Origin of the sequence: Mycobacterium innocens, assembly GCF_900566055.1 — a bacterium.
GTDB lineage: Bacteria > Actinomycetota > Actinomycetes > Mycobacteriales > Mycobacteriaceae > Mycobacterium > Mycobacterium innocens.
On record NZ_UPHQ01000017.1, the window covers coordinates 1 to 18454 of the forward strand.

Consider the following 18454-nt stretch of genomic DNA (forward strand, 5'->3'; position numbering starts at 1 on the left):
ACGGTGGGCGGGGGTTGGGTTGGTGGGCGCGCCAGCGATCCTGGGCGCAGCGGTCGGCCGGCGTTGTCGGTGACGGTGAGGGCGTCAGCGGGTCCGGTGATGGTGATGAGGCCGCGGTGGTGCAGCCGGTGGTGATACGGGCAGAGCAGCACCAGATTGGCCAACTCGGTGGCACCGCCGTCTTCCCAGTGCCGGAGGTGGTGGGCGTGCAGACCACGGGTCGCATTACAGCCGGGAACCGCGCACGTGCGGTCGCGGTGCTCGAGGGCGCGGCGAAGCCGCCGGTTGATCACGCGGGTCGCCCGGCCGGAACCAATGACCTGGCCATCACGTTCGAACCAAACTTCACCGGTGGCATCACAGCTCAGGTAGCGGCGTTCGGCGTCGGACAGCAGCGGACCCAGATGCAGTGCGGCGGCGCGCTGGGCCACGTCGAGATGCACCACCACCGTGGTGTGCTGCCCGTGGGGGCGGCGGGCCACCTCGGCATCCCATCCGGTTTCGACCAGACGCATAAACGCCTCGACGGTGGTCGGCAACGGCGGCCGCTGATCTGAAGCGCCCTGGCCAGTGCCGTGATCCTGCTTGCACTCCGCGATCAGCGCCTCACGATGAGACGCCAAGGCGGCGTCGAACTTCGCCGCGTCGTCGTGCGGAAGTTTGATCCGCCAACAGCTGAACTCCTCGGTAGAGGTCTTGGTGATCGAGGGCTGCGGTTGCGGTCGAGGATCGGGTTCGGGTCGCGGTTCGAGTTTGACCGCGGTGCGCAGCTGGTTGACCGTGGCGACCCGCGCCAACTGCGCGTAATGCTCATCAGATCCCTGTCCGGCCCGGGCGGCGATGACGCCGAGCTGATCCAGCGACAGCCAGCCCGCCCGCATGCCCGCCGCGCAACGCGGAAACTCCTCGAGCCGGCGCGCCACGGTGCTGATCGTGTGGGCGTTGCCCGAGGACACCCCGAGCTTCCAGGCCACCAACGCCGCCACCGACCGTGCACCCGTGGCCCCGCACAATCCGTCGCGATCCATTTCGGCGGCGATCTCCACGATGCGCCCATCAATCGCGTTGCGCTGACCGGCCAACTCCGCCAACTCCTCAAACAACACCTCAAGGCGCTGGTCAGGGCGCGTTGCCGCAGCGCCCAACGATGCGGTCACCGACATACCCCCATCATCGCAGTCGGGTATGACAAATCTCGGCTGCCCAATCCGCGTCTTCACCACGCCCACATTGGCCACCGGGGCAGCCCCGGCCCGGCCCCGACCCGAGTGCGCAAATCCCAGCAGCCCACACGAAAAACACCAGGTCAACCCGCTGCGAAAACCCGAATCGCAAGCCAAGGCAGCGTGAGCGGGCGAACGACAGTTACGGCAGCCTGAGGTTGTGGAAGAAGCCGGATACTTGGGTGCCGATGTTTGCGACGCCGGATACAAATGCCTGCGTCCCGAGATCCACTGTGCTGGTGTTGAATATGCCCGAGATGGTGTTGCCCTGGTTCAACAGGCCCGATGCCAGCGAGCCGTAGTTGAAGAAGCCTGAGTCTTGCAGTCCGCCGGCGTTCCAGATGCCCGAATGGTTGGTGCCGGTGTTGATGATTCCCGATAGACCAGCGCCGGAGTTGAAGAACCCGGACGACGTGCCACTGCCATAGTTGAAGAAGCCCGACGACGGAGTCGTCGTTGAATTGAAGAATCCCGGTCCCTGGACGAAGTCAAAACCGAAGGTGTAGGGGCCCGCGGTGCCATTGCCGGACTTTTCGAAGGTTGTGCGAACGATGTCATCGATATTCATTGGAGCCGATAGCACATTCGCAGGAATGGTCCAAGGGCCTATGTCACGGTCATAGACAGTGATATTTATGCCCGGCCATTGATGCAAAACGACTTTAATCCGGATCTTGGAAATGGTGAACGCATCCTGGGTGATTTCGTTGATGGCGCCCTGGATTGGTAGTTCGACGAGGCCATGCACATCGCCCTGGTACGGGAATTCGGGAATGGTGACCTTGTAGGAGAGTTGAACCAAACCTTGGTAATCGCCTCGCCAGAGGAAGCCGTTGTTGTAGTTGCCCGAGTTGAAGGCGCCGGTGTTGACGTCACCGGTGTTGCCGATGCCGGTGTTGTAGTCGCCGCCGTTGAAGTAGCCCGTGTTGTACATGCCCGAGTTGAAGCCACCCGAGTTGTGGTCTGCGCTGTTGAAGCTGCCCGTGTTCGTTTCGCCCGCGTTGTATAGACCGGTGTTGTAGTTGCCGGAGTTGGCGATCCCGGTGTTGGCGGTGCCGGAGTTGAACCATCCGGTGTTGGTGCTGCCGGTATTGCCGATGCCGGTGTTGTAGTTGCCGGAGTTGCCGATGCCCCAGTTTCCGGTGCCCGAGTTGCCGATGCCGATGTTGTTGGTTCCGGAATTGAACAACCCGATGTTGCCGCTGCCGGAATTGAGGCCGCCAAAGCCGCGTTGGTGGTCGCCGCTGAGCCCGAAACCGATATTTCCGTTGCCGGTGTTACCGAAGCCGATATTGCCGTCTCCGGTGTTGCCCCAGCCGAAGTTGTGGTTTCCGGTGTTGCCCATCCCGATGTTGTTCAATCCCGCCGTCAACGAGCTACCGACGTTTCCGAACCCGATGTTGCCGCCGCCGATGTTGCCGCTGCCGAAGTTGGCGCTGCCGACGTTGCCGTTGCCGACGTTGTGGTCCCCGATGTTGGCGTTGCCCAAGTTGAAGCTGCCGATATTTCCGTTGCCGAGGTTGTCATTGCCGATGTTGGCGCTGCCGAAATTCACGATGCCGTGGTTGGCCAGCCCGACGTTGAACACCGTGTTCGTGCCGTCGCGGAAGAAGCCCGCCAGGTCGGCGCCGACGTTTTGTAATCCCGAAACATGGGCCGGGGTGGACAGGTCCAGTGAGCTGGTGTTGAACCAGCCCGACATGGTGTTGCCGAGGTTCGCCAGGCCCGATAGCGCCGAGCCCCAGTTCTTGATCCCCGAGCTTCCGAGGCTTCCGAAGGAGACGTTCTGCCAGCCCGAATTGTTCGCACCGAAATTGAAGAAGCCCGAAGAGCTGCCCGTGCCGGCGTTGAAGAAACCCGACGACGGCAGCGCGGTGGCGTTGAAGTACCCCGGACTGGCTGGGATGTCGATGAGCGGAATATAGATGGGGCCGACACTGCCGCCACCACCGATGTCCACCACCGGCGAACCGTCGGAGCTGCCGAAATGCAGGTTCACCGCGGGGCTGGCGATACTGAAGGAGATGGCTGATAGAGAGATGGGACCAACCGTGCCTTCGACTTTGCCGCCGAGATGGTCGTTGAGTCCGCTGAAGGGAATCGTCGGAATAGTGAAAGCGTCGATGTTGGCCGGGGTGATGGTGGCGGTTACCGGGATATCGCCGAACACGGAGAAGTCGAAGAACCCGGCTATTTCGGAAACCGTAATCGTGTAGTTGATCCCGTAGAGGCCTTGGGAGTTGCCGCGCCAGAGCAGGCCGTTGTCCATGTTGCCGGTGATGAAGGCGCCGGTGTCGAGGGTGCCGGCGTTGGCGATGCCGGTGCTGTAGGTGCCGGTGTTGAACCAGCCGGTGTTGTGCTCACCGGGGTTGGCGATGCCGGTGTTGGTGGCGCCGGTGTTGTACCAGCCGCTGTTGTAGCTGCCGGCGTTGGCCAGGCCGGTGTTGACCGCCCCGGAGTTGAACCATCCGGTGTTGGTGGTGCCGGTGTTGGCGATCCCGGTGTTGTAGCTGCCGGAGTTGGCGATGCCGAAGTTGCCGCTGCCGGAATTGAACACCCCGATGTTGTTGGCACCGGAGTTGAACAGGCCCAGGTTGTTGGTGCCGGAGTTCCATCCGCCGAACCCGACCTGATGATCACCGCTAAGCCCGATGCCGATATTGCCGGTGCCGGTGTTGGCCAAGCCGATATTGCCGACCCCGGTGTTGCCCCAGCCCAGGTTGTGGCTGCCGGTGTTGCCCATCCCGATGTTGTCGGGCCCCGAGACCACCGCGGTGCCGGTGTTGGCGAACCCGATGTTGGCGCTGCCGATGTTGGCGCTGCCCAGGTTGTGCTCGCCGATATTGGCGCTGCCCAGGTTGTAGTCGCCGATGTTGGCGCTGCCCAGGTTGAAGCTGCCGACGTTGCCCCAGCCGAGGTTGAGCTGACCGACGTTGCCCAGCCCGGCGTTGAACAGGGTGCCCGACGCGCTGTGCAACACCCCCGACAGATCGGCGCCGATGTTGGCCACCCCGGAAACCTGGGCCACGCTGGCCAGATCCACGGTGCTGGTGTTGTACCAACCCGAGATGGTGTTGCCCAGATTCGCCACACCCGACTGCAACGCCCCCACATTCCGCCACCCCGAATTCCCCAACACCCCCGTCGAGAAATTCTGCCAACCCGAATTGTTGGCCCCGAAATTGCCGAACCCCGACGAACTGCCCAACCCGCTGTTGAAAAACCCCGACGACGGACCACTCGTCGAATTCCCAAAACCGGGCCGTGCGGGAATATCGATGAACGTCACGTTGATGGGGCCCACGCCGCTGGTGAGAATGGCAGCTACCGACGTCGTTGGAGAGCCGATTTGGGCGGTCAGCTGGGGCAGGATGCCGGTAATGGTGGGGATGACGATGGGCCCGATGTCGACGCTGAGATAGTCCGAGTTCAAGACGCTCACCTTGAACTCGGGAATGGTGAAGCCGGTTACGTTGAGGTCCGTGATGCCGAGGTTGAGCGGAATATTCACCGGCAGGCCCAAACCCAGATTCAGCAGCGGGAATTCGGGAATGTAGATTCCGGCCCTGAAACCAACCAGACCTTGGTAATCGCCCCGCCACAGGAAGCCGTTGTTGTAGTTACCGGCGATGAGAACGCCGGTGTTGACGTCGCCCGAATTGAGCAACCCAGTGTTGTAGTCGCCCGTGTTGAACCAGCCGGTGTTGTAATCGCCGGCGTTGCCGATACCGGTGTTGGTGTTACCGGTGTTGTAGGAGCCGGTGTTGTAGTCGCCGGGGTTGGCGAAGCCGCTGTTGACGTCGCCGGTGTTGAAGAAGCCGGTGTTGACGCGGCCGGAATTGGCGATGCCGGTGCTGTAGTCGCCCAGGTTCCCGTAGCCCCAGTTGCCGATTCCCGGGTTGCCGATACCGGAGTTGGCGGTGCCCGCGTTGCCGATGCCGAAGTTCCCGGTGCCCGAGTTTCCGATGCCGACATTTCCGGTGCCGGAGTTGAACAAGCCGACGTTGTCGGTGCCCGAGTTGAACAAGCCGCTGTTGCCGCTACCTGAGTTCAGCTCGCCGAACCCGACCTGGCCCGTGCCGGTGAGGCCAATGCCGATGTTGCCGGTCCCGGAATTCCCGAAGCCGATATTGGAGTTGCCGGCGTTTCCGAAACCGACATTGAAGACGCCCAGGTTTCCGAGGCCGACGTTGTTGGTGCCCAAGTTCCCCAGGCCGACGTTGTGGATGCCCCAGTTACCCGGGCCGATGTTGCGGCTGCCCAAGTTTCCGGTGCCGATATTGTCGTAGCCGAAGTTTCCGGAGCCGACGTTGTAACTGCCGACGTTTCCGCTTCCCAGGTTGAAGCTGCCCCTGTTTCCGCTGCCCACGTCGAAGCTACCCTGGTTGGCAAATCCCAGGTTGATGTTCGACACACCGTTGAAAAGACCCGAAATGTAGCTGCCGGTGTTTCCGATGCCGGAAACGTCGGCAGGTGTTGCGAGACTTGCCGTTGCGGTGTTCAGGAAGCCCGAAACGCTATTGCCGAAGTTGGACACGCCTGATAGCAGGTCGCCAAGGTTCTTATACCCAGAGATGCCCGAGCTGCCGGATGCTGCGTTCCAGAACCCAGACAGGTTGGTGCCGACGTTGCCGATTCCCGATGAGCTTCCGTTGCCTGTGTTGAAGAAACCTGACGACGGTACCGTGGTCGAGTTTCCGAAGCCTGGAGCCGCCGGGATGTGGACGATCGGGATCCTGATGGGTCCGATGCTGCCGGGACCGCTGAGTTCCAGAACAGAACTAGGTGAGCCGAGAGTTCCGGAAAGCGATGGCAGGTCAATATAAATGTTGGGAATGGTGATCGGGCCGACGCTGACTGCCTCCAACTTCAGAAAGCCGAGTATTTTGACATCGGCGGTGTACTTGGGGAGCGTGAAGCTCTCCAGAACGAGGGAGCCGAATGTGCCGCTGAATGGGAGATTGGCCGGTACCTGAAGCTCCAGATACGCCGGGATGGCGGTGTCGGGAATGACGATCTCGTAGTCGATGGCCACCAGGCCCTGGTAGTCGCCGCGCCATAAGACGCCGTTGGAGTAGCTGCCCAGATTGAAAGCACCGGTGTCGACATTGCCCGAATTCGCCAAACCGGTGTTGTAGTCGCCGGTGTTCAGGTAGCCCGTGTTGTAGTTGCCGGCGTTGAATCCAAGCGTATTGAAGCTGCCGGCGTTGAAACTTCCGGAGTTGTAATGACCGGCATTGACCATACCCGTGTTGACGTTGCCGGCGTTGAAGAAGCCGGTGTTGACATCACCGGCGTTAAGAAAACCGGTGTTGATATGGCCGGAATTGCCGATGCCCCAGTTACCGGTGCCTGAGTTTCCGATGCCGACGTTTCCGGTGCCGGAGTTGAACAAGCCGATGTTGTTGGTGCCGGAGTTGAACAAGCCGCTGTTGCCGGTACCCGAGTTCAGCGCGCCGAACCCGACCTGGCCCGTGCCGGTGAGCCCGATGCCGATATTGCCGGTGCCGCTGTTGCCGAAGCCGATATTAGCGCCGCCGGCGTTTCCGAAACCTGCGTTGTAATCGCCCAAGTTTCCGAGGCCGAAGTTGTTCGCGCCCACGTTCCCCAAGCCGATGTTGTAGCTGCCCAGGTTCGCGGAGCCGACGTTGTAATCACCCAAGTTGCCAGGACCTACATTGTAAAGCCCCATATTACCGCTACCGAAGTTGAAACTACCGCTGTTACCCGAGCCGAGGTTGTAGTCGCCGATATTGCCGAAACCGATATTCGTGTCGCCGATGTTGCCGAGCCCGACGTTAAAATCGGTTGCATCGGTGACGTAATCACGGAAAAAGCCCGCCAGGTTGGCGCCGACGTTTTGGAATCCGGAAACGTTGGCCGGGGTGGACAGGTCCAGTGAGCTGGTGTTGAACCAACCTGACATGGTGTTGCCCAGGTTCGCCAGGCCCGACAGCGCCGAGCCCCAGTTCTTGATCCCCGAGCTTCCGACGCTCCCGAAGGATACGTTCTGCCAACCCGAATTATTGGCGCCGACATTGAAGAATCCCGACGAGCTGCCTATGCCGGTGTTGAAGAAACCCGACGACGGCAGGCTAGTTGAATTCCCGTAGCCGGGCACCATCCCGAAATTGAAAATGGTGATGTCGAAGGGACCGATCGTGCCGTAACCGGTGATAGGTAGCAAAGTGCTCGGCGATCCGATGGTTCCTTGCGGCGCGGGCGTGGGACTGGCCAGCGTGATTTGCGGGATGTACAGCGCATTGATTGTGCCTACCAGCGCTGGGATCGGACCTACGTGGTTGGTGAATCCGAAGGGAATATCGCTGATGGTCATACCGCTATAGACGGTGTTGCCGTCGAAGGCCGTGGTAATGGGGATATCGATGAAGAGCGTCCCGTTCACGTTGACCGGAATTTGGGGCACATGAATCGTGTAATTGCCGCCGTAGAGGCCTTGGGAGTTGCCGCGCCAGAGCAGGCCGTTGTCCATGTTGCCGGTGATGAAGGCGCCGGTGTCGAGGGTGCCGGCGTTGGCGATGCCGGTGCTGTAGGTGCCGGTGTTGAACCAGCCGGTGTTGTGCTCACCGGGGTTGGCGATGCCGGTGTTGGTGGTGCCGGTGTTGTACCAGCCGCTGTTGTAGCTGCCGGCGTTGGCCAGGCCGGTGTTGACCGCCCCGGAGTTGAACCATCCGGTGTTGGTGGTGCCGGTGTTGGCGATCCCGGTGTTGTAGCTGCCGGAGTTGGCGATGCCGAAGTTGCCGCTGCCGGAATTGAACACCCCGATGTTGTTGGCACCGGAGTTGAACAGGCCCAGGTTGTTGGTGCCGGAGTTCCATCCGCCGAACCCGACCTGATGATCACCGCTAAGCCCGATGCCGATATTGCCGGTGCCGGTGTTGGCCAAGCCGATATTGCCGACCCCGGTGTTGCCCCAGCCCAGGTTGTGGCTGCCGGTGTTGCCCATCCCGATGTTGTCGGGCCCCGAGACCACCGCGGTGCCGGTGTTGGCGAACCCGATGTTGGCGCTGCCGATGTTGGCGCTGCCCAGGTTGTGCTCGCCGATATTGGCGCTGCCCAGGTTGTAGTCGCCGATGTTGGCGCTGCCCAGGTTGAAGCTGCCGACGTTGCCCCAGCCGAGGTTGAGCTGACCGACGTTGCCCAGCCCGGCGTTGAACAGGGTGCCCGACGCGCTGTGCAACACCCCCGACAGATCGGCGCCGATGTTGGCCACCCCGGAAACCTGGGCCACGCTGGCCAGATCCACGGTGCTGGTGTTGTACCAACCCGAGATGGTGTTGCCCAGATTCGCCACACCCGACTGCAACGCCCCCACATTCCGCCACCCCGAATTCCCCAACACCCCCGTCGAGAAATTCTGCCAACCCGAATTGTTGGCCCCGAAATTGCCGAACCCCGACGAACTGCCCAACCCGCTGTTGAAAAACCCCGACGACGGACCACTCGTCGAATTCCCAAAACCCGGTGCCGCAGCAACATTGATGATCGGGATAGTTCGCCCCTCGAGGGCGCCGTGGATAGATATCTCGATCGCAGTAGTGGGGCTGCCGGTAGTGAGGGTCACGTGCGGAGCGGAGATCGAGGACGTCGGAATGGTCATCGGGCCGAGGTAGAAGTTTCCAAAAGCCGTCTTGGGGTAATAAAAGCCGGGAATCGTATATACTTGTCCGGCGAGGTCATATATCTTGTAGATCGGGATTCGAATCTCGAAATCGATGGGTACGGTCGGCGTGGTGATATTCAGGTTGATGGCGATCTGGCCCTGGTTGTCGGCACTGATGAAGAAGCCATTATTGAAATCGCCGGAGTTGACTGCGCCGGTGTTGACGTTTCCGGTGTTGAACACGCCCGTGTTGTAGTCGCCAAGGTTGGCCCATCCGGTGTTGTAGTCGCCGGGGTTGTACCCGCCGGTGTTGAAGCTGCCCCTGTTGGCGGCCCCGGTGTTGTAGTCGCCCGTATTGGCGAAGCCGGTGTTGACGATGCCGGTGTTGAACAGGCCCGTGTTGTAGCTGCCCGTATTGCCAATGCCGGTATTGCCGGTGCCCGGGTTGCCGATCCCCCAGTTGCCGGTGCCGGTATTTCCGACGCCGACGTTGCCGGTGCCCGAGTTGAACAGGCCGATGTTGTTGGCGCCGGAGTTGAACAGGCCGACGTTGTTGGTGCCGGAGTTCAGGGCGCCGAACCCGACCTGGCCGGTGCCGGTGAGGCCGACGCCGACATTGTTGCTTCCGGTATTGCCGAAGCCGACGTTGTTGTCGCCGGTGTTCGCAAAGCCGTGATTGCTGTCGCCGGCGTTCCAGAAGCCGATGTTGAATTCACCGAGGTTCGCCGGGCCGATATTGTAGCTACCCAGATTAGCCGAGCCAATATTGTAGCTGCCCAGGTTCCCGAAGCCGGCATTGAAAAAGCCGAAATTCCCGCTGCCCAGGTTGGCGTCGCCGACATTTCCGCTGCCGAAGTTCACGCTGCCGACATTCCCGCTGCCGATATTGAAGCTGCCGATGTTGGCGTTACCGAAGTTCAGCCTGCCGATGTCGGCGAAGCCGACGTTGAAGTTCGACGGGCCACCGAAGAAACCGGACATTTGGCTGCCGGTGTTCGCGGCGCCCGAGACGAAGGCCGCTGCCGTGAGGCTCAGCGTGCTGGCGTTGAACAGGCCCGAGATGGTGTTTCCGGTATTCAGCAGGCCGGATTGCAGCGCGCCGTGGTTATCGATTCCGGTGTTTCCGATGGCCCCCGTCGACGAGTTGAAAAAGCCCGAATTGTTGGCGCCGGAGTTGAAGAAGCCAGATGCGCTGCCGCTACCGGAGTTGAAGAGGCCCGACGACGGGATGCTCGTCGTATTTCCGATGCCCGGACCGCCGCCCTGGTAATCGCCCCTCCACAAAATGCCGTTGCTGTAGCTGCCCGAGATGAGAGCGCCGGTGTCGACATCGCCCACGTTGAGGATGCCGGTGTTGTAGTTGCCGTAGTTGATCCAGCCGGTGTTGTAGTCACCGACGTTGAAACCGCCCGTATTGAAGCTGCCCGAGTTCCAATTGCCGGTGTTGTAGCTGCCGGAGTTGGAAATACCGGTGTTGACGATGCCGGAGTTGAACAAGCCCGAGTTGACATCGCCCGAGTTGCCGATGCCGGTGTTGTAGCCGTTGCCCGAGTTTCCGATGCCCCAGTTGCCGCTGCCCGAGTTCCCGATTCCCACGTTGCCGGTGCCCGAGTTGAAGAAGCCGACGTTACCGGTGCCGGAATTCATGCCGCCGAACCCGCGCAGGTGGTCCCCGTTGAGCCCGATACCGCTGTTCCCGTTGCCGGTGTTGCCGAAGCCGATGTTGTTGTCCCCGGTATTACCGATGCCGACGTTGTTATTACCGGTGTTTCCGAAGCCGATATTGCGGATGCCCGCCGTCAACAGTGAGCCGGAATTTCCGAAGCCGACATTTCCGCTACCGATGTTTCCGCTGCCGATGTTGCCGCTGCCGGTGTTGCCCGAGCCGAAATTGAAGTCGCCGATGTTCGCGTTGCCGAGGTTGCCCTGGCCGACGTTGGCCAAGCCCACGTTGCGGAAGGGGACGACAATGTCCTGCGCGGCGGCCGCAGCCGCAGTGACGGTGGCAGCGGCAGCACCGTACGCGCTCGCCGTCGGACCCGCCAGGTTGGCCAGACCCCGCAGCGTCGATGGAAACGGCGTCAACGTCGACAGAGCCGCGGACGCACCGGAGTGGTAGTCGAACATCGCGGCCACGTCCCGGGCCCACATCTGTTCGTATTGAATTTCAGCGTCGGCGATCGCGGTGGCGTTTTGCCCGAACAGGTTCGACAACACCAGCGACACAAACTGGCTGCGGTTGGCCGAGATGAGGGCCGGATGCACCGTGGCCGCCAGCGCCGCCTCGAACGCGGCTGCGGCCAGCCGTACCTGCACGGCTGCCTGCTCAGCCTGGTTCGCCGCGGCGTTCAACCAGCCCAGGTATGGTCCGGCGGCATCGGCCATCGCGGCCGAGGACGGACCAAGCCAGAGAGAACCCGTGAGCCCCGTGGTCACCACGGAAAAAGAGGTCGCGGCCGAACCCAGCTCGGCGGCCAGCCCGTCCCACGCCGCCGCCGCGGTCAGCATCGGCCCCAACCCGGCGCCCAGATGCATACGCGCCGAATTGATCTCCGGTGGCAAGACCGCGAAGTTCATCAGCTCTCCTGCCTGGAACCGTTGGTCGCCGTCGCATAGGCAGGTGATCGCCCTCGCAGAGGCAGGTGATGCCGTCGCATCCCTCGGGTCCGTGAGTGTCCCAGCGTAACGATTATTCAGAGGTGCGACAGCGGACCGTCTTTGTTTCGGAGAAAAACTTCAGAGATGGTGCAGCCGGGTCTTTTTTTGCATTTATAGCGCTCACACGCGGATTGAAAATTGGGCGACCGCCGGTTCGCCGCGACGCGCAACTCGGTAACCGCCGCGGCGCAACGCATCCGTCGGCGCGGCCATCGGCTCGAAGCAGACCACGTCCTCGCCTGGGGGCGCAAAGATTTGCGCCGCCGGATAGCCGCGTTCGAAATGCACTTCGAGGCGGCGGCCGCCGCCGCAGACCGCGAAGACCGATCCCTCGCCAACCTGGTCGTAACAGTCGTCAAAAGCCTCGTCACGCAATTGCTGTGACATCGCCGGCCGCTCGGCCGTCTCGCCGGTGGGTAATCCCCGCTCGCCGAGATACAGATGCCGCAGCGGCGGTGTCTCGATTGTCCAGTCGCCCCGCGCGACATCCGGCACGTGTAGGTACGGGTGTAAACCAAAGCACAGCGGCACCGCCCGGTCCGTGGTCGCGGTGACCGTGGTGCGCACCGTCAACGTCCGCGCTGCCAGCCGCACCGCCATCGCAAGCACATGCGGATACGGGAAGCTGGCCAGCAACTTCGGGTCTGCGCCGAAGTCCAGCTCGGCAGTCAGTTCGTTCGCCGATTCGGCCGTCACCCGCCAGCCCGGGTATGCGGCCAAGACGCCGTGGATGGGTAACCCGGAGGGGTCGGCGCGAACCCGGTTTGCTCCGGGAGTCAGGGTTACCGTTGCGTCTTCGGCGGTATAGGTATTGGCGCCCAGCCGATTCGCCCACGGATACAGAATCGGTATCCCCATCGTCTTTCCCGCGGTGATGTAGGCGTCCAGACCTCTTCGCTGACCGAGCAGTTGCACACCCGCGTCGGTCAGTGCGCTGCCGATCATCCCGGCCGCGGGCACGAATTGTGCCGCCACCGGGGAGGACGGGTCGCGCAGCGTGACGACGTGCACTCCGCCAGCCTAATCGGCCGGCCCAGCTGATCGGCGGCTCCGGCCGGCGTTGCCGGTATGGGGCCGGTACCGCGGTGCGGTGTGGCCCGGCGCCACCCTACCGCGACAGCGGGTCGTGCTGAATGCGTTCCGGCGGTGCGCCTTTGGCGATGAGAGCGGCCTTGGTCGCGCGGACCATGTTCGGGCCACCGCAGATCAGGATCTGCCGGTCACCCCAGCCGCCGTACTTGGTGACCACGTCGGCCAACCGCCCGGTCTGACGCACATGCAGGCCGCGCGGCGGCGACACGTCGGGGTAATCGGCGGCCCACGACGGGTCGCGGGGGTACTCCGAGACCGGCGAGACGGAGAGCCACGGATTGTGTGCGGCAACCTGCCACAGCATGGGCAGGTCATAGAGCTCGCAGGAATAGCGAGCTCCGAAAAACAGGTGGACTCGCGGGTTCTCCGCGAACCGGCTGAGGTCCATGATCAGTGCCCGTAGCGGTGCCAGGCCGGTGCTGCCGGCGACCATGAGCACATCGCCGTCGTCGCGGTCCACGTGGAAGCCGCCGTGGGGGCTGGACAATCGCCACCGGTCGCCGGGCCGGGTCTCGTTGACGATGGCGTTGCTCACCAGGCCGCCGGGCACCACCCGGACGTGAAACTCGATCCGGCCGTCCGGGTCGGCCGGAATGGCGGGGCTGAGGTATCGCCAGCGGCGGGGGCATTGCGGGACATGGACGTTGACGTACTGGCCGGGGTGGTAGTCCAGCGGCTGGTCCAGACGCAGGCGGACGACCGCGAGGTCACGCGACACCCGGGCGTGTTCGACCACCGTCCCGTTCCACCACGCGGGCCTCTGCTCGGCGTCAGCGGCGCCGCTCATGACCCCGGTGATCAGGTTCAGCGACTGGTCGGCGGCCCGCTCGACGCTGTCAGTCCAGGAGCTGCCCAAATATCCGCGCAGTGTCTGATACAGGGCGCGGCGCAAGGTGTCGTATTGGGTTGGGGCCACGCCGTATTTGCGGTGGTCCCGGCCAAGTTGGGCCAGGAAGGCCACCGGTTCTTCGGCGCGCTGGTCGACGAGCTCGCCATACACCCAGTGCAGCGCATGCGCGAAAGCTGCTCGTTGACTGTCCATTTCGGGAGGGAACAGGTCGCGCACCGAAACGTCGAGGGCAAACCAGTTGGTGTAGAAGCGGCGGACGAGGTCGTTGGGGCCCTCCGAAGGGGCGAACGCGTCGCGCAACACCCGCAATGCATCTCGGTCCTCGAGGCCCACGGACCCCGATTCTAGGCTCGCCGGGCGTGGTGCTCAGCGATCTCGAACATCCTCGAACATCTAACGTAACTCCCGGCGACTGCGGACAACACCGCCCCGAGCCGGGAGAGCAAGCGGCCAGCGCAACCCCCCACGCCCTACAGGGCGTGAATTCCCTTGTACAGCACCGCTAATCCGATCACCAGCAAGATCGCCGCCACTAATGCGGTGTTGTGTTTTTCCATCCAATTCTTCAGTCGCTCCAGCGGAGCGTCGAGGCGCTCCCCGGCGACGGTATAGGCCAACACCGGAAGCGCGACCGACGAGCCGGCGACAGCTACGAAGAGCGCGGCCGATATCACCGTCCCGCTGTCACCCAGTGCGTCGGTGCCGATTGCCAATCCGGCTGCCGCGCAGATGAATAACACCTTGGGATTGAGCACGGTCAGTGCCGCTGCGGTCAGCGCCGCCCGCCTTGGGTTGACCGAGGTGAGCGTTCGCATCCAGGCCGGTATCTGGTCGTGACCGCCGCGGGTCAGCCAGCGGATGACGCCGAACACGATCAGCGCTATGCCCAGGAAGATCCGCAGCCAGGACGCCCATGCCGGGGGCGTGTCACGCAACCCGCCCAACAGGTTGGAGATGCTGATAGAAAGGGCGGTCAACCCTGCCAGCCCCAGCAGCCAGCCGGCGAGATAGGCCAGACCGCTCTCCCGCGGATGTTGCGCGTGCAAGACGAGCACTCCCGGGATGATCGACAGCGGCGAAACCGTGATCACCAACGCAAGTGGCACCACTTCAACCATTTACGAAGACTCTCCGACCGTCACGCGAAGAACGGTCGCTGACGTCGTGGTGTTGTACCCGCCGTCACAAGGGGGGACTGAGCGGTCGCCCCGCCGGCGGCCCGGCCCGCTGCCACCACCGCCGTGCGGTCATCGCCGTCGCCACCGCCGGCTTTCCCGGACTTCGGTGGTCTCTTGTTACCAAGCTGAGCCAGGTGGTATCAGACATATGGCCTGGCGTTCGTCGACAACCTAGGCTTGAGCGGAACAGACTCAACATTGACGGCGTTCTATATCCCGACAAGCATTTTCACCGAACTTAGATCCCGAACGGAGTTGTCGTGGACTCTTTCAACCCGACCACCAAGACGCAGGCGGCGCTGACGTCGGCCCTGCAAGCGGCTTCGGCTGCGGGTAATCCCGAGATCCGGCCTGCGCACCTGCTGATGGCCCTGTTGACTCAGGCCGACGGCATCGCCGCGCCGCTGTTGGAGGCTGTCGGTGTCGAGCCCGCCGCGGTCCGCGCCGAAGCGCAGCGCCTGCTCGATCGGTTGCCGCAGATCAGCGGCGCCAGCGCGCAGCCGCAGCTGTCTCGCGAATCGCTGGCGGCGATCACCGCCGCTCAGCACCTGGCCACCGAGCTCGACGACGAGTACGTCTCCACCGAGCATGTGATGGTGGGGCTGGCCACCGGTGATTCCGACGTCGCTAAGCTACTCAACGGGCACGGTGCCTCGCCGCAGGCCCTGCGGGAGGCGTTCGTCAAGGTGCGCGGCAGCGCGCGCGTCACCAGCCCCGAACCCGAGGCGACATATCAGGCGCTGGAAAAGTACTCCACCGACCTGACCGCACGCGCCCGCGAAGGCAAGCTCGACCCGGTCATCGGGCGCGACAACGAGATTCGCCGCGTGGTGCAGGTTTTGAGCCGTCGCACCAAGAACAACCCGGTGCTGATCGGTGAGCCCGGCGTCGGCAAGACCGCGATCGTGGAGGGCCTGGCCCAACGAATCGTGGCCGGCGACGTCCCGGAAAGCCTGCGCGACAAGACGATCATCGCGCTGGACCTCGGCTCGATGGTCGCCGGCTCGAAGTATCGCGGCGAGTTCGAGGAACGGCTCAAGGCCGTCCTCGACGACATCAAGAACTCGGCCGGGCAGATCATCACGTTCATCGACGAGCTGCACACCATCGTGGGCGCCGGCGCGACCGGTGAGGGCGCGATGGACGCCGGCAACATGATCAAGCCGATGCTGGCGCGCGGCGAGCTGCGGCTGGTCGGTGCCACCACGCTCGACGAGTACCGCAAGTACATCGAGAAGGATGCCGCGCTGGAGCGTCGTTTCCAGCAGGTGTTCGTCGGTGAGCCGTCGGTGGAGGACACCATCGGCATCCTGCGCGGGCTCAAAGACCGCTACGAGGTGCACCACGGCGTGCGGATCACCGACTCGGCGTTGGTGGCCGCGGCCACGCTGTCCGACCGGTACATCACCGCCCGCTTCCTGCCGGACAAGGCCATCGACCTGGTCGACGAGTCGGCCAGCCGGCTGCGGATGGAGATCGACTCGCGGCCGGTCGAGATCGACGAGGTGGAGCGGCTGGTGCGCCGGCTGGAGATCGAGGAGATGGCGCTGGCCAAGGAGGAGGACGAGGCGTCCAAGGAGCGGCTGGAAAAGCTGCGCGCCGAGCTGGCCGACCAGAAAGAAAAGTTGGCCGAACTCACCACGAGATGGCAGAACGAGAAGAACGCCATCGAGATCGTCCGTGAGCTCAAGGAGCAGCTGGAAGCGCTGCGCGGGGAATCCGAGCGAGCCGAGCGCGACGGCGACCTGGCCAAGGCCGCCGAGCTGCGTTACGGCCGGATCCCCGAGGTCGAGAAGAAACTCGACGCCGCGCTGCCGGAGGCGCAGGCCCGCGAGCAGGTGATGCTCAAGGAAGAGGTCGGCCCGGACGACATCGCCGACGTGGTGTCGGCGTGGACGGGCATTCCGGCCGGGCGGCTGCTGGAAGGCGAGACCGCCAAGCTGCTGCGGATGGAAGACGAGCTGGGTAAACGCGTGGTCGGGCAGAAGAAGGCGGTGCAGGCGGTTTCGGACGCGGTGCGCCGCAGCCGGGCCGGCGTGTCCGACCCCAACCGGCCGACCGGGGCGTTCATGTTCCTCGGTCCGACCGGTGTCGGTAAGACCGAGCTCGCCAAGGCGTTGGCCGACTTCCTGTTCGACGACGAGCGCGCGATGGTTCGCATCGATATGAGCGAGTACGGCGAGAAGCACACCGTGGCCCGCCTGATCGGCGCCCCGCCCGGGTACGTCGGCTACGAGGCCGGTGGTCAGCTGACCGAATCGGTGCGCCGGCGTCCCTACACCGTGGTGCTTTTCGACGAGGTCGAGAAGGCCCACCCGGACGTGTTCGACGTGCTGTTGCAGGTGCTCGACGAAGGCCGGCTCACCGACGGCCATGGCCGCACCGTCGACTTCCGCAACACCATCCTGATCCTGACGTCCAACCTGGGTACGGGTGGCAGCCCGGAGCAGGTGATGGCCGCGGTGCGCGCGACGTTCAAGCCGGAATTCATCAACCGGCTCGACGACGTGCTGATCTTCGAGGGCCTCAACCCCGAGGAACTGGTGCAGATCGTCGACATCCAGTTGGCGCAGCTGCAGAAACGGCTGGCTCAGCGGCGGTTGCAGCTGGAGGTGTCGCTGCAGGTCAAGCAGTGGCTGGCGCATCGCGGATTCGACCCGGTGTACGGCGCGCGTCCGTTGCGGCGGCTGGTCCAGCAGGCCATCGGCGACCAGCTGGCCAAGATGCTGCTTGCCGGCGAGGTGCACGACGGCGACGTGGTACCGGTCAATGTCAGCGCTGACGGCGATGCACTGATCCTGGGCTAGCGCGCGGTTTCGGCGCGGCGCCCAGCTCGAAATCTCGGGTCTGGGCGCCGGCGTCGATGACGGCCTGGAGCAGTCGGCGGGCCGCGGGTTCGGTCAGCGTTTCGCGAAGCAGCCGATCCTCGATGCGCAGGCCGGTCGCGACGTCCAGCCGCTCGTCCAGGGCGGCGTCCACGGCGCGTTTGGCGGCCGCAATCGCCGTCGGCGGGTACGAGGCGATCCGGGCCGCGAGTTTGTCGACGAACCTTCGCAGTTCGTCGGCCGGCAGCGCCCGGTTGACGTATCCCCAGGCCTCGGCCGTCGCGGCGTCGACATCCAGGCAGCCCAGGATCACCTCGAGGGCCCGCCCGCGACCGATTAGCCGGGGGAGCCGCTGAGTGCCTCCGCCACCGGGAATGATTCCCACCGAAACCTCGGGATGGCCCAGCACGGTTGTGCCGAGCGCGGCATAACGCATGTCGAAGGCCATCACGAACTCGCAGCCGCCACCGCGGCAGACTCCCTCGCCGCACAGTAGCCGTAGTTGGCCCAGCCGGCCAGCTCGGAGCGTTTGGCGGTCTCCCGGGAGGCCCCGCACGGCACCGGGGTGCCGTCAACCAGACGCAACTCGTCTGCCCACGATGGGCACTGGGTGGCCAAATACCGCATCGCCTTGCAGATTAGCGGTGCGGCGGCCTTGACCCGCTTGTGGTAGCCGGGCTGCTTGGGCAGATACGGAAACAGGTGCCCGAGTCGACCGAAACACATGCGCAGCCAATGATGTTCGCTGCGCGCACCCAGCAGCACTTGCGTCACGGCCAGACACACCAGCTCGGCGTCGGTCAGCCGCTTTGGCCGTCCCGGCAGACCCCGGGTGGTTTCGACCACATGGTCGTCGATGGTCACATACAGTTCGGTCAGGAGGGCATTCGAGGTTCGTCGTCACAAACGTCCATCGATGCCCTCCCGCCACATCCGTCACAAGCCGCCACGCCGGGACGCGCTGCTGCTAGGTCGGATGTGCGCTGCTGGCGGGCGCACTCGAC

The 18454-nt window shown here is 63.7% G+C and carries 7 protein-coding genes and 1 pseudogene; 1 reads left to right on the top strand and 7 read right to left on the bottom strand.

Annotation, left to right across the window (positions count from 1 at the left end):
• From EET03_RS01885 to EET03_RS01905, 5 genes are all read right to left on the bottom strand, one after another.
• Positions 1 to 1163 (bottom strand): HNH endonuclease signature motif containing protein (locus EET03_RS01885; protein WP_136625632.1); only part of this gene is annotated, 1163 nt, incomplete at its 3' end.
• 202 nt (positions 1164 to 1365) lie between these two features.
• Positions 1366 to 11424 carry a PPE domain-containing protein gene (locus tag EET03_RS01890; RefSeq protein WP_099193914.1) on the bottom strand — a complete coding sequence of 3353 codons (10059 nt, stop codon included), beginning with the start codon at positions 11422 to 11424 and terminating at the stop codon, positions 1366 to 1368.
• A 201-nt stretch (positions 11425 to 11625) separates the two neighbouring features.
• The gene (locus EET03_RS01895) at positions 11626 to 12516 is read right to left on the bottom strand and encodes an aldose 1-epimerase (RefSeq protein WP_099193915.1); all 891 of its coding nucleotides are present in this window, start codon (positions 12514 to 12516) and stop codon (positions 11626 to 11628) included.
• Between the two features lie 97 nt (positions 12517 to 12613).
• Positions 12614 to 13780: an FAD-binding oxidoreductase gene (locus EET03_RS01900; protein WP_075541876.1), complete on the bottom strand. Its 1167-nt coding sequence runs from the start codon at positions 13778 to 13780 to the stop codon at positions 12614 to 12616.
• Between the two features lie 137 nt (positions 13781 to 13917).
• Positions 13918 to 14565, bottom strand: coding sequence for a GAP family protein (locus EET03_RS01905; RefSeq protein WP_075541877.1), 648 nt, complete (start codon positions 14563 to 14565; stop codon positions 13918 to 13920).
• Between the two features lie 320 nt (positions 14566 to 14885).
• On the opposite strand from EET03_RS01905, the gene clpB reads away from it, so the two are divergent.
• Positions 14886 to 17432, top strand: coding sequence for an ATP-dependent chaperone ClpB (clpB, locus tag EET03_RS01910; protein ID WP_075541878.1), 2547 nt, complete (start codon positions 14886 to 14888; stop codon positions 17430 to 17432).
• Here clpB and EET03_RS01915 read toward each other — a convergent pair.
• Both EET03_RS01915 and EET03_RS30005 read right to left on the bottom strand, forming a co-directional pair.
• Positions 17398 to 17898, bottom strand: a complete 501-nt coding sequence (locus EET03_RS01915; protein WP_244232205.1) for an enoyl-CoA hydratase/isomerase family protein — start codon at positions 17896 to 17898, stop codon at positions 17398 to 17400. The genes clpB and EET03_RS01915 overlap by 35 nt on opposite strands.
• A gap of 35 nt (positions 17899 to 17933) precedes the next feature.
• Positions 17934 to 18329 (bottom strand): annotated as a pseudogene (locus tag EET03_RS30005) (transposase family protein); the annotation flags it as partial.
• Between the last annotated feature and the right edge of the window lie 125 nt (positions 18330 to 18454).

Excerpts from the sequence above, each read along its gene's own strand:
- EET03_RS01905 (WP_075541877.1), bottom strand. The coding sequence starts at position 14,565 with ATGGTTGAAGTGGTGCCACTTGCGTTGGTGATCACGGTTTCGCCGCTG.
- EET03_RS01915 (WP_244232205.1), bottom strand. The coding sequence starts at position 17,898 with ATGGCCTTCGACATGCGTTATGCCGCGCTCGGCACAACCGTGCTGGGC.
- EET03_RS01890 (WP_099193914.1), bottom strand. The coding sequence starts at position 11,424 with ATGAACTTCGCGGTCTTGCCACCGGAGATCAATTCGGCGCGTATGCAT.